General features: G+C 62.2%; 11 protein-coding genes. 5 read left to right on the top strand and 6 right to left on the bottom strand.

What is annotated here, in order from left to right:
- Positions 1-137 precede the first annotated feature (137 nt).
- Together CLV41_RS13825 and CLV41_RS13820 are read left to right on the top strand one after the other, a co-directional pair.
- Positions 138-1,637 carry a tyrosinase family protein gene (locus tag CLV41_RS13825; protein ID WP_103222991.1) on the top strand — a complete coding sequence of 500 codons (1,500 nt, stop codon included), beginning with the start codon at positions 138-140 and terminating at the stop codon, positions 1,635-1,637.
- A 1-nt stretch (position 1,638) separates the two neighbouring features.
- Positions 1,639-2,379, top strand: coding sequence for a copper chaperone (locus CLV41_RS13820; protein WP_103222990.1), 741 nt, complete (start codon positions 1,639-1,641; stop codon positions 2,377-2,379).
- 46 nt (positions 2,380-2,425) lie between these two features.
- On the opposite strand, the gene CLV41_RS13815 is transcribed toward CLV41_RS13820, so the two are convergent.
- The 4 genes from CLV41_RS13815 to CLV41_RS13800 form a co-directional block, all read right to left on the bottom strand.
- Positions 2,426-3,010, bottom strand: coding sequence for a DoxX family protein (locus CLV41_RS13815; protein ID WP_103222989.1), 585 nt, complete (start codon positions 3,008-3,010; stop codon positions 2,426-2,428).
- Between the two features lie 37 nt (positions 3,011-3,047).
- A complete protein-coding gene (locus CLV41_RS13810) occupies positions 3,048-3,860 on the bottom strand; it encodes an HvfC/BufC N-terminal domain-containing protein (protein WP_103222988.1) in 813 nt (270 codons plus the stop codon).
- 2 nt (positions 3,861-3,862) lie between these two features.
- Positions 3,863-4,759: an MNIO family bufferin maturase gene (gene bufB, locus CLV41_RS13805; RefSeq protein ID WP_103222987.1), complete on the bottom strand. Its 897-nt coding sequence runs from the start codon at positions 4,757-4,759 to the stop codon at positions 3,863-3,865.
- 131 nt (positions 4,760-4,890) lie between these two features.
- The gene (locus CLV41_RS13800) at positions 4,891-5,190 is read right to left on the bottom strand and encodes a BufA1 family periplasmic bufferin-type metallophore (RefSeq protein ID WP_103222986.1); all 300 of its coding nucleotides are present in this window, start codon (positions 5,188-5,190) and stop codon (positions 4,891-4,893) included.
- Between the two features lie 607 nt (positions 5,191-5,797).
- On the opposite strand from CLV41_RS13800, the gene gltB reads away from it, so the two are divergent.
- Together gltB and CLV41_RS13790 are read left to right on the top strand one after the other, a co-directional pair.
- Positions 5,798-10,525 (top strand): glutamate synthase large subunit, encoded by a 4,728-nt coding sequence (gene gltB, locus CLV41_RS13795; protein ID WP_103222985.1) that lies wholly within the window; start codon positions 5,798-5,800, stop codon positions 10,523-10,525.
- Positions 10,526-10,640: 115 nt separating this feature from the next.
- Positions 10,641-12,071, top strand: coding sequence for a glutamate synthase subunit beta (locus CLV41_RS13790; protein ID WP_103223106.1), 1,431 nt, complete (start codon positions 10,641-10,643; stop codon positions 12,069-12,071).
- Between the two features lie 464 nt (positions 12,072-12,535).
- On the opposite strand, the gene CLV41_RS13785 is transcribed toward CLV41_RS13790, so the two are convergent.
- Complete coding sequence (locus CLV41_RS13785; RefSeq protein WP_103222984.1) at positions 12,536-13,411, bottom strand: LysR family transcriptional regulator; 876 nt, start codon at positions 13,409-13,411, stop codon at positions 12,536-12,538.
- Between the two features lie 95 nt (positions 13,412-13,506).
- Here CLV41_RS13785 and CLV41_RS13780 point away from each other — a divergent pair, with 95 nt between their 5' ends.
- The gene (locus CLV41_RS13780) at positions 13,507-14,466 is read left to right on the top strand and encodes a quinone oxidoreductase family protein (protein WP_103222983.1); all 960 of its coding nucleotides are present in this window, start codon (positions 13,507-13,509) and stop codon (positions 14,464-14,466) included.
- A gap of 212 nt (positions 14,467-14,678) precedes the next feature.
- Here CLV41_RS13780 and CLV41_RS13775 read toward each other — a convergent pair whose 3' ends face one another.
- Complete coding sequence (locus CLV41_RS13775; protein ID WP_103222982.1) at positions 14,679-15,863, bottom strand: SGNH/GDSL hydrolase family protein; 1,185 nt, start codon at positions 15,861-15,863, stop codon at positions 14,679-14,681.
- Positions 15,864-15,867: the final 4 nt, after the last annotated feature.

Genomic DNA, 15,867 nt, shown 5'->3' with positions numbered 1-15,867 from the left:
GAATTTAAAACGCCAGATAAAAATGAAAAAGCCGCAGCACAGGCTGCCGGTCAGAGATTTTTTTACTGATTGAAGACTGAGAGCAAGGACCGCGACCATGAGCGGCCACCTGCCGGTCCCATTGGAGGTTTTGCAGAATGACCCGGATACGCAAGGATATCGCCAAGCTGAACGGCCCCTGGCCGGAGGAATTGCTATGGTACGCCAGGGCAGTCGCGGCAATGAGGGCCCGCCCGTTCGCCGACCGGACCAGTTGGCTTTATTTCGGTGCAATTCACGGTTTCGATCAGAACGGCTGGATCCGGCAGAACATTATCACCGCCGGCACCGCTGTTCCGCCCGATATCGAGCAGCGCAACGTTCTTAACCAGTGCCAGCACGCGGGCTGGTTTTTTCTGCCCTGGCATCGCGGCTATCTGGCAGCCTTCGAGGCTTTGACAGCCGACTGGATTGCCGCCCAGGGCGGCCCGGACGACTGGGCTCTTCCCTATTGGAATTATCTGGATTCGCAGAACCAGGATGCGCGCAAGATCCCGGCCGAATTTCTTGCAGACAAACTGCCCGACGGCACTGACAATCCCTTGTCCGCCGCCTCGCGCGGCGGCTTGCAGGTTCTGGGGCCGATGCCGCGGATCGGAATACCCGACATAAATCTTGATGCACAGTCGATCGATATCTACACGGCCGTCGCACCGGGCGTTCTGGGATATGGCGGCCCCGTGAGCCGCTTCGCTCAACAGGGCAACAGTTTCGGCGGCATCGAAGCCAATCCGCACGGCCCGGTTCACGTCATGATCGGTGGTGTCACACCCACCTTCCAGCCGGCCGGCTGGATGACGGATCCCGACTACGCCGCGCTGGATCCGGTTTTCTGGCTGCATCATTGCAACATCGACCGGCTCTGGGAAGCATGGTTGTCCGATCCCGCCAATTCCCAGGAAGTCAGCGGCATCTGGAAAAACGGTCCGTTTCCAAGACAGTTTCTCATGCCGACGGTATCCGGCGGCATAGATGTATTCACACCCGGCGAAACGCTGCCGGGCGGCCCGCTTGCTCCGCTTTACGATGACCTTGAGGACGGCACGGGCATCGTCATACCGGCCGCAGCCGGCGAACCGGAGATTGCCATGGTCAGTTCAGAGCGCCCCGGCGGCGCATCGCGCGAGATGAAATCGGCCCTGATGGGTTCCAATACCGAAAGCCTCGAGGTCGGCGACGCATCGGTTTCCTCCAGAGTCGGCCTCCGGCAGACCAAAATGGCGGAAGCCGCCTTTGCAAGCCCCGCAGCTGTCGATGGAACGCATATCTTTCTCAATCTTGAGGGCGTTCGGGGATCGGTGCCGACAGGCGCCCTTCTCGTATCGCTGGCGGTGCCTTCCGGGCCGGGTGGCGACCGTGAAATCATCGAACTGGAGCCGGTTGTCCTGTTCGGTCTGGGCAAGGCGTCTTCCACCGAAGGATCTCACGCGGGCAACGGCTTCACGGTCGCGATCGACATAACCTCGGCTGTTTCCCGCATACAGGCGGACGGCCGGACGTCCCTCGACGCGCTGGAAGTGACCGTCGCGCAGCCGAAAGGTGCGGAAAGCCCGATCACGGTCGATCGCATCAGCATCTATCGCCAGATTTCCGACTGACATGAGCCGGTTGGCCGCCTTTGCGTTCCAGTTGAAATTGAGCCCGATGCCTCAGCTGCTCGGGCTGTCCGCCGCCGCGTTCATGGTGCTCGGCCTGCAGCCGGCATCGGTGAGGATTTCGTCGATCTGCGGTGGGGTTTCACTGGACTATCTTGCCGATATCCTGATCCTGGAAGCCCTGGTGCGATCCCCGTCCGCTCTTGTGCTTGACTGGCTGATCATGGTTCTCGCCATGATGCCGCCGCTGCTGTCCTTGCCTGTTTCCCATATATTGCGCGCCCCGGCAAAAGGTTACCGGATCGGCGCCGCGTGCCTGTTCGCTCTGGGATACGGTCTGTGCTGGCTTCTGGCGGGAGCTGTGCTGGTTCCCCTGGCGTTCGTCGTTGCCGCCGCCGCGCCCTTTCCTCTGGACACAGTGGCCTCGTTCGCGTTCGCGCTCGTGTGGAGTGCCAGCCCGTCTGCGCAAAGTGCACGCAACCGGTGCCACCGGCTCCGCCGGATTTCCGCCTCCGGCCTGCGCACGCTTCGCGACTGCGCGGACCAGGGCGCAATGACAGGCACGGCCTGCGTCGCGGCGTGCTGGCCCTGGATGATCGTACCGATGACGGTTGAAAATCTGCATCTGACCGCAATGGCGGCCGTAACCATCGTATTGTTTGCCGAACGTCTCGCGCCCCCGGCCAAACCGCAATGGCGCAGCCCGCCCGTCTGGGAAACTCTGGCAGGCTTCAGTCCTGTCTGAAGCCTGCATTCCTCGCAAAGCGGAAGATCCTGAAATCCAGAGTGGCCTAGTAGTACATTTCCCGCCTGCGGTAGTAGCGCCCCAGCAGCCAGTCGAGGGAAATCACTCCGGGGCCCTTGAGCGTCGGCACCAGCAGCAGGAAGATCCACAGCAGCCGGTCATCCGAGATGATCGCATAGGGCTCGCCGTCGAACAGCGCGCCGATCGTTTTGGCATCCACCCCGTGGCCGTAGACGTCCACATAGGTCATGACGCAGATAAAGACGATCATGCCGAGACTGGCGAACCGCGTGAACAGGCCGACCACCACCATCGCCGGAAGGATGAACTCGCCCCAGGTACCGAGCAGAACCATCAGACCGTAAGGGAAAAAGGCGATCTGGCTGATGTCGTAACTGACCTGCTCCATCATTTTCGGCAACATCTGCGCATAGGCGCCCGCCGTGGGCGTGAAGATGTTCATGATGTTTCCGCCGATTTTCGTCAGCGCGGAATTCCAGAAGAACTGCAACAGGATCGCCGCGAAAACGAACCGGGCTGCCAACCCCAGAAACCAGCCATTGGTCAGGCGTTCCAGCGCTCCGAACACCAGCGTGTACACTCTTACGAAGAAACCGATCAGCGCACCCATGAAATCCCCCTTTTAAAGCGTCCCGGTCCTGCCGGGCTCAGTATCCTTCGATAGCGGTGAATGCACCGCTTGAAAGGCAGTCCGACAAGCAGTCGGGAAGTGAAAACTCCGAAGTCTTTTCCAGCGCCGAAGCAGCGGCCCCCTCCAGAGTGGAGCCCTCGAGCAAGGCACTTAAGAACACTTCCCCGCCCGGCCGCAACAAAAAGACACCGACTTCCAGATCCGGCCGGGTGACCAGCACCGCTTGCGGCTCGTCGAGATCGATACCGGCCGCCGCGTCCGTCGCAAACCTGTTTGCGCGCACGAGATCCAGAACCGGCCATTTCGAGGCGACGACGGCCGCCGCGGGATGGCGTGTGAACCTGACTGCCGGAACATCTTCCGGCGCGACCGCGCTCAGGGCGGCCGGATCGAGCGGTGCGGCGTCCGCCGCGTGATAGGCCTGAAGCCAGGCCCATTCCACCCGGGCCACATCCGCCAGATAGGGATAGGCCGCGAGCGGCGGAAAACTTTCCAGGAAACCGGCAAACGCACCGCCATACCACATGAGCACCGGCGACTGCGGCGGATGACGGGTCACGAAGGCGCGCGCCAGCGCATTGAAATAGTCGTCCCCCACAAGGGATACGATGGCCGGAAAGGTCTGCCCAAGGGCTTCACTGAGACTGACGATCACATTGTTGCGGTAGACGTTGAAGCGCTTCGGCGCCGCTTTGCCGTCCGGTCCGACCAGGCCTGCCGGCGGAGCGGCTTCGGGGTCCAGCAGGGCCCTGCCGAATTCCCCGGAACCAGTCCTGACCGTGACGTCAGTCAGGCCGGCCACACTGGAAAGTGACTTTGGCGCGGCCATTCTCACACCGCGCGCCTGAGGCCGGGTTCCGCCGCTTGGACAAGGATCCGCTCCGCCGCCCTGACCTCGGCGAACAGAACGGGCCAGGCGGGAACGTCATTGTCCCATTCGATCAGAGTCGGCAGCGGACCGTTATTTCGAACGACGCTCTCATAAAGTTTCCAGACGGCGTCATCGACCTCCCGGTCATGCGCATCGATCAGCAGCGGTCGGCCGGCATCGTCCGTGTCGGGAGCATGACCGCCCAGATGAATTTCGCCGACTGCGTTGAGGGGAAAATCCGCGAGGTAGTCCTCGGCGGACCGCTGGTGATTGGTGCAGGAGACATGGACGTTATTGATATCGAGAAGCAGCCCGCAACCGGTCCGGCGCGTGATTTCCTTCAGGAAGTCCAATTCGCTCATCGTGCTTTGTTCAAAGGCGACATAGGTAGACGGGTTCTCCAGAAGCATGCGCCGCCCGACGGTCTCCTGAACCTCGTCTATGTGATCGCACACCCGCTCAAGCGCCGCTTCGTCATAGGGAACCGGCAGAAGATCGTTGAAATAGGCCGTGTCGTGGGTCGACCAGGCCAGATGTTCGGAAAAAAGGCCCGGTTCGTAACGCCGGTTCAGCCCGGCGAGCCGCTGGAGATGCGCCTTGTCCAGAGCCTGTTCGCCGCCGATGGACAACCCGACGCCGTGAAGCGACAGCGGATAGTCCTGACGAATCGCTTCCAGTTGACGGTGTGGCGGACCGCCCGCACCCATGTAGTTCTCCGCGTGGACCTCGAAGAAGCCGATATCCGCGCGGTCCGCCAGAATTTCGGCGATATGCTCCGGCTTGAGGCCCGCTCCGGCATGCGCCGGGATTGTGGCATCGGCACGGGACTGTCGGGACGGTGAACCCTCGGAAAACATGGCAGGCTCCAGAGCGGGAAAACGGATGTCGTGGCAACCGCCGTTAATAAGGACGCATCGGACAGGTGTCTATTGACGACAGTTGGTCTCAGGCAGGCGGCGTCATTCCCGCCTGCCCGAATATCCCGGGATCAGGCTGCCGGGAGGTCCCGCTTCAGTTCGGTCAGAGAGCCGTGGCGATCGCCCGGCACGTCCATGGTTACGCAGGTGCCCTTGGGGACCAGCGTCCAGGCATTGCCCTGATAGTTGACCGTTGACGTGCCTGCACAAGTGGTTCCAGCGCCTGCCTTGCAGTCGTTCTTGCCCTTCAGGGAAACACCGAAGCATTTCTCCTTCGCCTGTGCGTGAGCCGGCACGGTGGACGACAGACCGGCAACCGCGGTTGCAACGGCACCGGCGACAATCGCCGCGGACATCGCTTTATGCTTCATCTCGAACTCCTCTGGTCGTTCTTCGGATCCTGTGTCAGCCGTGGCTCCTGGAAAGCAGCCCGGACACAGGGTGTAAATGAGCGTCTTGACGATAAATAGGAAATCAAACGCGTGTTACTCTTTTGCGAGCCGCGCTAAGAAAACTTTAAGATACGCAAGATTCTTTCTCAAACTCCCCCGGAATAGACCTTTCCAGACGATTGGCACTTTTTGCGCGAAACAATTATAATACCTGCTACAAGAAACGGACTTGCTCCTGACTGAGAAATCTGTCATGGTCGCGCCGCCTGTAATAGGACAGGGATACTGTCCCATTTACTGCGGCGCTACCGGCCTTTGACGATGCCGGGCCAGGAGCAGCGGACAGGTTGACCATTCTGCAGATCCGGGGAGGGTTTGCGAAGCGGCGAGACGGAAAGTTTCGGCAGCGGAAACTCCGCTGTGTCATTGCGACGGTTTATTTTGATGGACCGGCGCAGTAAATACAACAACAGAGCCGGGGCGGGAAAGCCAGGGTTCGCCGAGCCGCATTCTTGAAGGAATGCGACCCGAACGGAACCGGACGCTTCAAGCCACGGTGGCACTGGGGTTAACAGTGAGGGCGCACATGAGAAAAACGGAGCTGACGACCAGCACAGCCATACAGGCCGGCGGCGTGGATTTGAAACCCACTGCCACACTTGCCGATCGACTGGGCACGGCCGCCGACAAAGGGCTCTACAATCCCTCGCGCGAACACGATGCCTGCGGTGTTGGCTTCGTCGCCCAAATGAAGGGCGTGAAATCTCACAGGATCATCGCGGACGGATTGCAGGTTCTGGAAAACCTGACCCACCGCGGCGCGGTCGGTGCCGATCCGCTCATGGGCGACGGCGCGGGCATGCTGGTGCAGATCCCGCACGACTTCTTCGCTGAGGAAATGCAAAAGGCGGGCAGCGCGCTGCCGGCCAGCGGCGACTATGGCGTCGGCTTCATCTTCATGCCTCAGGACCCGTCCCTGCGTGCCCGATGCGAAGAAATCATCGAAAACATCATCGAGGAAGAAGGCAAGGAGCTGATCGGCTGGCGCGACGTTCCTGTCGACAATTCCTCGCTCTCCAAGTCCCCCGATATCGCCGCGACCGAGCCCTATTCCCGTCAGGTCTTCATCCGCAAGACCAACGGCGACGATCCGGACTCCTTTGAGCGCCGGCTTTACGTGCTGCGCAAGGTGATTTCCAACCGGGTGCGCGCGGAAACCGAAGCGGTCGGCAAGGGCTTCTACATCGTATCGCTCTCCAGCCGCACCATCGTCTATAAAGGCATGTTCCTCGCCTATCAGCTCGGCGCCTATTACGCCGACCTGAAGGACGAGCGCTTCACCTCCTCGCTTGCTTTGGTGCACCAGCGCTTCTCCACCAACACCTTCCCGTCCTGGGACCTGTCCCACCCTTACCGGATGGTTGCGCATAACGGCGAAATCAACACGTTGCGCGGCAACGTCAACTGGATGGCGGCCCGTCAGGCCTCCGTCTCCTCGGCGCTGCTGGGGGACGATATCTCCAAGCTCTGGCCGATCTCCTATGAAGGCCAGTCCGATACCGCGTGCTTCGACAACGCGCTGGAATTCCTCGTCATGGGCGGTTATTCCCTCGCCCATGCCGCGATGATGCTGATCCCGGAAGCCTGGGCGGGAAATCCGCTGATGGATGACAACCGCCGGGCCTTTTACGAATATCACGCGGCGCTGATGGAGCCGTGGGACGGACCGGCCGCCGTCGCCTTCACCGATGGCCGCCAGATCGGCGCGACGCTTGACCGCAACGGCCTGCGCCCGGCCCGCTACATCGTCACCAACGACGACTATGTCATCATGTCCTCGGAAGTCGGCGTACTGCCGGTCGAAGAGGAACGCGTCCTCCAGAAATGGCGCCTGCAGCCGGGCAAGATGCTGCTGATCGACCTGGAAGAGGGCCGGATCGTCTCCGACGACGAAATCAAGCGGCAGCTGTCGACCGCCAACCCCTACAAGGACTGGCTGCACCGCTCCCAGATCGTTCTGGAAGATCTGCCGGGCGTGCGCCAGCGGGCGCCGGTCGCCGGCGAAAGCCTGCTCGACCGTCAGCAGGCCTTCGGCTACACCCAGGAAGACATCAAGCTTCTGATGACACCGATGGCGACCGTCGGCCAGGAAGCCATCGGCTCCATGGGAACGGACACGCCGATCTCGGCCCTGTCCGACAAGTCGAAGCTGCTTTACACCTATTTCAAGCAGAACTTCGCCCAGGTCACGAACCCGCCGATCGATCCGATCCGCGAAGAACTGGTGATGAGCCTTGTCTCCTTCATCGGCCCGCGCCCGAACCTCTTCGATCTGGAAGGCATGTCGACATCCAAGCGCCTGGAAGTGCGCCAGCCGATCCTCACCAACGAGGACCTGGAGAAGATCCGCGCCATCGGCGATATCGCCGACAACCAGTTCTCCGCCAAGACGCTGGACATCACCTATAATTCCGAAAAGGGCGCCGGCGGCATGGCGGGCGCGGTGGAGGAACTGTGCGAGCGCGCCGAAAAGGCGGTCACGGACGGTTACAACATCATCATCCTGTCCGACCGGCTGATCAGCCGCTCGCGGATCGCGATCCCGGCCCTGCTCGCCACGGCCGCCGTGCATCATCACCTGATCCGCAAGGGCCTCAGGACCTCAGTCGGCCTGGTGGTGGAAACCGGCGAGGCCCGTGAAATCCATCATTTCTGCGTTCTGGCAGGCTACGGGGCGGAGGCCATCAACCCCTATCTCGCCTTCGAGACGCTCCTGTCGATGCATATGGAGATGGACTTCCCGCAAGAGGTCGATCAGCACGAGGTCGTCAAGCGCTACATCAAATCCATCGACAAGGGCATCTTGAAGGTCATGTCCAAGATGGGCATCTCGACCTACCAGTCCTATTGCGGCGCGCAGATTTTCGACGCCATCGGCCTGTCTTCGCAATTCGTGAAGAAATATTTCTTCGGCACCGCCACCATGATCGAGGGGATCGGGCTTGGCGAAGTTGCCGAGGAGACGGTCCTTCGCCACGCAGAAGCTTTCGGCGATGTCGCCATTTTGCGCCGCTCGCTGGACGTCGGCGGCGAATATGCCTTCCGGACCCGGGGCGAAAGCCACATGTGGACGCCGGACTCCGTCGCCACGCTGCAGCATGCCGTGCGCTCGGCGCTGCCGGAGATGTACCGGGCCTTCGCCAAACAGGTGAACGAGGAAAGCGGCCGCTACGCCATCCGCGGACTTTTCCGCATCAGGGGCGCGGAAGAAATCGGCCGCAAGCCCATCGACATTTCCGAAGTGGAATCGGCGGAAAGCATCGTCAAGCGCTTCGTCACCGGCGCCATGTCCTTCGGCTCCATCTCGCGCGAGGCCCATACCACGCTTGCGATGGCCATGAACCGGATCGGCGGCAAGTCCAACACCGGCGAAGGCGGTGAGGAGCCCGAGCGCTTCAATCCGCTGCCCGATGGCTCGATGAACCCGCAGCGCTCCGCCATCAAGCAGGTTGCTTCCGGCCGCTTCGGCGTGACCAGCGAATATCTGGTCAACGCCGACATGATCCAGATCAAGGTCGCCCAGGGCGCGAAGCCCGGCGAAGGCGGACAGTTGCCGGGCCACAAGGTGGACGCGGTCATCGCCAAGGTGCGCCACTCCACGCCGGGCGTCGGCCTGATCTCACCGCCCCCGCACCATGACATCTATTCCATCGAGGATCTGGCGCAGCTCATCTACGACCTGAAGAACGTCAATCCGCGGGCGGACATTTCCGTCAAGCTGGTGTCCGAGGTCGGCGTCGGCACGGTTGCCGCGGGCGTCGCCAAGGCAAGGGCGGACCACATCACCATCTCCGGCTATGACGGCGGCACGGGCGCGTCTCCGCTCACCTCCATCAAGCATGCCGGCTCGCCCTGGGAAATCGGCCTTGCCGAAACCCAGCAGACCCTGGTGCTGAACGGCCTGCGCTCGCGCATCGCCCTTCAGGTGGACGGCGGCCTGCGCACCGGCCGGGACGTCATTGTCGGCGCACTGCTCGGTGCGGACGAATTCGGCTTCTCGACGGCTCCGCTGATCGCGGCCGGTTGCCTGATGATGCGCAAATGCCATCTCAATACCTGCCCGGTCGGCATCGCCACCCAGGACCCGGTCCTGCGCAAGCGGTTCAAGGGTGCTCCGGAACATGTGATCAACTACTTCTTCTTCGTAGCCGAGGAAGTGCGCGAACTGATGGCCGGGCTTGGCGTCGCCAGGCTGGACGATCTTGTCGGCAGGTCCGACTTCCTCGACAAGAATGCGGCGATCGACCATTGGAAAGCCAGGGGACTCGATTTCTCCCGGATCTTCTTCCAGCCGGAAGCCGCGCCGGAAGAAACCCGCTGGACAAAGCGCCAGCAGCATCCGATCGACGATATTCTCGATCGCCGCCTGATCGCGGCGGCCATGCCGGCTCTGGAAAACCTGGAGCCGACCGTGATCGAGGAAACCATCTGCTCGGTCGATCGGTCGGTCGGCGCGATGCTCTCCGGCGAGATCGCCAGGCGCTACGGCAACAAGGGGCTCAAGCGGCCCGACACCCTGAAGATCAATCTGAAGGGAACCGCCGGTCAGGCCTTCGGTGCCTTTGTCGCCCGCGGGGTCACGATCGATCTGGCCGGCGATGCCAACGACTATGTCGGCAAGGGCCTGTCGGGCGGCAAGCTCATCGTGCGTCCGCCGGAAAACACCCGCATCGTCGCGGAAAATTCCATCATCGTCGGCAACACCGTTCTGTATGGCGCGACCGAGGGGGAATGTTATTTCCGCGGCGTGGCGGGTGAACGCTTCGCGGTCCGCAATTCCGGCGCCATTGCCGTTGTGGAAGGCGTTGGCGACCACGGCTGCGAATACATGACCGGCGGTGTCGTCGTCGTTATCGGCCAGACCGGACGCAACTTCGCGGCCGGCATGTCCGGCGGCATCGCCTATGTCCTCGACGAGGACGGCACCTTCGGGTCCCGCTGCAACCTGGCCATGGTTGAGCTGGAACCGGTGAGCGAGGAAGACGATCTTCTGGAAAAGCTGCATCACCATGGCGGCGACATCGAGCACAAGGGCCGGGTCGACCTGTCCTGTGACATGTCCCGCCACGATGACGAACGCCTGCGCCAGATGCTTGCCAAGCATCTGGAACTGACCGGTTCCGCCAAGGCGGAAGCCATCCTGGACGACTGGCCCGCCTACCGGCCGAAGTTCGTCAAGGTGATGCCGGTGGAATACCGCCGCGCGCTGCGGGAAATGGAAGATCAGCGGTTGGGCATGGTCGCGGCGGAATAACGGGACAATTGAACAACTGGGCTCTCGGCCGCATTCCGCGGCCGATTGCAGCCACTTAGTTTGACCTGCATCGATGTGAAATCACGTGAATGCAGCACAGTTTGAGGAGGTCGCCTTGGGGAAGGTAACCGGGTTTTTGGAAATCGACCGGCAGGAACAGAAGTACCAGCCCGCGTCAGACCGTATCCGCCATTTCCGCGAATTCATCATTCCGCTGAATGAGCAGGAAGTCGTCAACCAGGCGGCGCGCTGCATGGATTGCGGCATTCCGTTCTGCCACGGTCCCGACGGATGTCCGGTCAACAACCAGATCCCGGACTGGAACGACCTCGTCTACCAGGGCGACTGGGACATCGCCCTGCGCAACCTGCATTCGACCAACAATTTTCCCGAATTCACCGGCCGCATCTGCCCGGCGCCGTGCGAGGAAGCCTGCACGCTCAATCTGGAAGATGTTCCGGTCAACATCAAAAGCGTCGAACAGGCCATCGCCGACAAGGGCTGGGAAGAAGGCTGGATCGTTCCCGAACCTTCCGCCACCAAGACCGGCATGGCGGTTGCCATCGTCGGCTCCGGCCCGGCCGGCATGGCCGCGGCCCAGCAGCTGGCACGCGCCGGACACACCGTGCACGTCTACGAGCGCGAGCCGAAAGCCGGCGGCCTGCTGCGCTACGGCATTCCCGACTTCAAGATGGAAAAGCACTATATCGACCGCCGCGTGAGCCAGATGGAAGCCGAAGGTGTGAGCTTCCATTACGGTGTCAATGTCGGCGTGACCGTCAGCCTGGAAGAACTCGCCGAGCGTCATGACGCGGTCATCCTGTGCGCCGGCGCCGAGCGCCCGCGCGATCCCGGTGTCGGCGGCATGGAGCTGGAAGGCTGCCACTGGGCCATGCCCTATCTTGTCCAGCAGAACCGCCGTGTCGGCGGCGAACCGGAAAGCGACGAGGCGCCGATCTGGGCGGGCGGCAAGCATGTCGTCGTCATCGGCGGCGGCGACACGGCCTCCGACTGCGTCGGCACCGCCTTCCGCCAGGGCGCTCTTTCCGTCACCCAGCTCGACATCCGGTCGATCCCGCCGCTCAAGGAAGACAAGCTCGCCGTCTGGCCCTACTGGCCGACCAAGTTCCGCACGTCGTCCTCGCAGGCCGAAGGCGCCGAGCGGGAGTTTTCCGCGGCCACCCTCGCCCTTGTCGGAGAAGACGGCAAGGTGACCGGCGTCAAATGCGCCCGCGTCGATGAAAAGCGCCGCCCGATCGAAGGCACCGAATTCATCCTGCGCGCCGATCTGGTTCTGGCCGCCATCGGCTTTTCCGGCCCCCTGCTGGAAACCTACATCACCCAGGCCGGCGACAAGCTCGAACTCGACGGGCGCACCAATGTAAAGGCCGATACGGAAACCTACAGGACCAGCCTCGACAAGGTCTTCGCCGCCGGCGACGTCCGCAAGGGCCAGTCCCTCGTCGTCTGGGCCATCCGCGAAGGCCGCCAGGCAGCCCGCTCCGTCGACCTCTTCCTGACCGGTGCAACCGACCTGCCACGTTAAAGGCCGCAGCGTATCGTTGTCTCCGGCACTCTCTGTGCCGCCCCGGCCTCGCGCCGGGGCCTCAGCGCCCGTGTGAGCGGACCTGAAACGACCCGCATTGAAGCTCCGTTCCGGGCCTCTCCGGAACATGTGCGATATGGCGCTCGCCCCGGGAAACGGGCGGATTGTAGGCGTCGGGCGGAAGGGGACGGATGGCTTTCGGACAAGTAAGTACCTAAGCGGACATTCGAACTGGCAAAGCTCTTGGGCAAGTTTTAGCCCTTAGCAGAACTTGCATGGCAGCCCAATCAACGACTGCTCAACACCCTCATCCCGGACATCAAAGGCCCACAGGCCAAGTTCCAAAAGCCGCCATTCATCACGCGGTCTCTAACGGCCTGCGACTACTTCTGCCGATGTGTTCGACTGCCACCCGGTCCGCAAGGCACCGGCGATTGCGTGGCCGGAATTCCTGTCCCCTGCCGCTACCGATGACCGCCTGCCTTTTTTGTACGATATTCGGCAAGCGCGGTTTTCAGCGCTTCGATTGTGATGCGTATGCCTGTAGCGGCCTTCATATCCGAATGAACGGCCAACCAGATATCGCGATGGAAAACAAACCCGTTCGCGTTCACGCGCACGAGCGCGGTGTCTCCCTCAACGGTGAATTCAGGTAAAATCGCGACACCGGCGCCAGCCCTGGTTGCCGCCAATTGTATCTCTATTGTGCTGGCAGTGAAGGCGACGGGTCTGCCGGCCGCAATTTCGCGAAGCTTCATTTGCTGGGGCGCGGATGTCATGGGTTCGTCATAGCCGATGAAAGTCCAGTCCTGCTCCGGCGTCTCCTCCAGATAGGTTGGATTGGCATAGAGATGAAATGTCATCACACCGAGCTTTGTGATCGTGAACTCGCCCTCTTCGGGGCGGCTGAGCCGAAGGGCGATATCCGCTTCGCGCCGTTCCAGCGCCGCGCTGCGGGATTCGCCGATGAGCCGGATCTCCAGCCCGGGATGGCGCCGGCGCAAGGCAGCAAGCGGCGCCGCGAGCCGGGCCGCCGCGAAAGCCGGCGGAGCACTGATCGTGATCTTGCCGCTCAGTTCGGCGCGTGCGCCGGCAGCCGCACGTTCGATTGTCGCGGCATCGCTATCCATGCCTCTGGCAATCGCCGCGATCCGCTCACCATCCGGTGTCAGCATCAGACGACGCCCGCGCCGATCGACCAGCTTGACCTGGAGGTACTCCTCCAGCGCGGCTATCCGGCGGGCGACCGTCGCATGCTCCACCGTGAGCATACGCGCCGCGCCCGTCAGACTGCCATGCGTCGCGAAGGCCGAAAAATGGCGCAAGCTCTCCCAATCCATATGTTAAAATATTCCCTTCCAATGAGAAAATAAAGGGAATTTCCCCGTGTTCCGCAAGCCGGCATCATCGTGTCGGTTAGATGGAGGCAATACTCATGGATATACAGGTTCGTATAGCGGCACACGGCGGTCCGGAAGTCCTGGAGACAATGGAAGCCACGCGGCGGGTGCCCGGCCCAGGTGAGATTCTCCTGCGCCAGTTCGCAATCGGCATCAATTTCATCGACATCTACCATCGCAGCGGTCTTTATCCGTTGCCGGAGCCTCGCATTCCAGGCGTCGAAGGGGCTGGTATTGTCGAGGCTGTCGGTCCTGACGTGGAGGGGCTCCGGATCGGGGATCGCGTGGTCTATGCGGGCGTTCCCGGCGGCTATACCTCGATCAGGCTGCTACCCGCTTGGCGGGCCGTTCGGTTGCCTCTGAGCGTTCCCTTCGAAACCGCGGCCACGTCGATGCTGCGCGGCCTGACCGCGAATATGCTGCTGACGGTCAGTTTTCCGGTGCGAGCCGGCTCGGTCCTGCTGGTTCATGCCGCCGCGGGCGGCCTTGGCGCGATGCTCGTCCGCAGGGCCAAACGTCTCGGAGCCACTGTGATCGGGACGGCAAGCACGCAGGAGAAAGCAGCATTCGCCACGGCGGCTGGCGCCGACCATGTCATTGTCGGCCGAACTGCGGATGTCGCCGGGGAAATCGCCGATTTCACAGACGGAAAAGGCGTCGACTTCGTGATCGACGGTATCGGAGGTGACATGTTGAGACAATCGCTCAGGTGCGTTCGTCCCTTCGGCACGGTAGCCAGCATCGGCTGGGTGGCTGGACCGGTTCCTCCGATCCGGATCGAGGAATTGGGGATGGCCGCGTTGGCAAAGCCGAGCGTCATGGCCTATTCGGCCGACCGGGGCCGCTATCGCGAAGCGGCCCAAGCGGTCATCGAGGCAATCGAAGCTGGCATTGCCGTTGAGATCGGCGGGCAATTCCGACTGGCGGAGGCCGCAAAGGCACATATGAAGCTCGAGGCAGGCGACACGACCGGCAGTCTGGTTCTTCTGCCGTGAATGCCTGCCTGTAGCCTCATAACGCTATGGCACAGCAATCTTGCCCGGTCTTATCCTGCACGACCCCGCCCAGCGGGATTCGGATCGCAACTCTGCCGGTCGAACATACGCATAAGTCCGCTTTCTCAGGTTCACGCGCCGGAAACAGAGAGCCTCCTTACGGCCCAGGATGGAGAGCAGCCCTTCTGGTCAAGCGGTCTGGTGTTACGCCTCTACGACCCGCTCGGCACGGCGTCCCCGAGCGCCGAAGCTCCCCCCACCGGCATGCGCGGATCGTCGACGCGGCCGGGGACCGGAGGTAGCGGTTTTCCCGCGACGAAGAGGCCATAGGCCGCGCTGTCCTTGTCCATCCGCGCCTCCTCCTCACCGCCCAGAAGCAGGGTTTCAGGCGAGGTCGTGCGGCCGGTCAGGACGATGAAGTTCGGATCGTCCTCGACCCCTTCGAAGGCCAGACCGCCATAACCGCCCAGAAGGCGCGACAATTCCCGTTCGACGAAAAACGCGACCTTGCGGTAACCGGCCCAGGTGAAATCGATCCTGTTGTTCGCCCGCAGCTTGGCGTTCTTGCCGTCCACATCCGGCCCATAGGAGGAATAGCTGCCGTCATCGGCCAGGAAAATGTCCCAGATATCGACATAACGGACCCGCCGGTCTTCAGCGGCGCTCTGGAAAATCGAATTGAGCTGGGTGAAGTCGCCGTTGAGGAGTTCCTGGTTGGTGGGCGGCAAACCGGCCCAGACAATCGGCTTTCTCTCCTGCCGGACCACACGGACGAGGGCATCGACCTTCTTGCGGTAAGTGTCCAGCCATTCGGCGGTCATGAACTCCACCGGCGGCTCGCCGGGAAAGGTCTTGCCGATATCCTGCTGGCCGATCATCACCACCACGGCCTTGACGTCCGCTCCGCGGATCTTCGACAGCACCTGGGCCGCCCAGTCCGGCGCGGTGTCGCCGGCAAAACCGGCCTTGTCTTCGCTCACCGCTTCAACGCGGATCTGCGGTTTGTCCGCGAGCGTGAATTTGAGACCGTCCGCGACCCCGCGCGCCATCCGGTCGCCGACCACCAGGATCAGGCCCGCATCCGGATCCTTCGCCATGATTTCGAACCTGGGCGGCGTTCCGGCGGGCCGGGCCACCTGTGGTTTACGCGTTCGGGAAGGTTGCTTCTTCGCGGGTTTGCGCTCCCGTCCGCCGCCAAACAGCCGTTGCAGCGGCGCGAAGGGATTGAACCCGCCGAATACCCCGTTCTGCGCGACGATAATCTCCTCGCCCGGAGCATCCTGCGCCAGGGCGGCGGGAAGCCCGTCGCTCAAAAGAACAAGTGAAAAAGCAATTGCCAGCCCTGCAATCGACCTTGATGCCTGGCCGGCTCTGTTCTTCCAGGTTCGGATGGTCACACCG

It is taken from the genome of Roseibium marinum (assembly GCF_002906165.1).
Taxonomy (GTDB): Bacteria; Pseudomonadota; Alphaproteobacteria; order Rhizobiales; family Stappiaceae; genus Roseibium; species Roseibium marinum.
The sequence above is the reverse complement of the archived record's forward strand: the minus strand, read 5'-3'. Positions and strand labels throughout refer to the sequence as shown.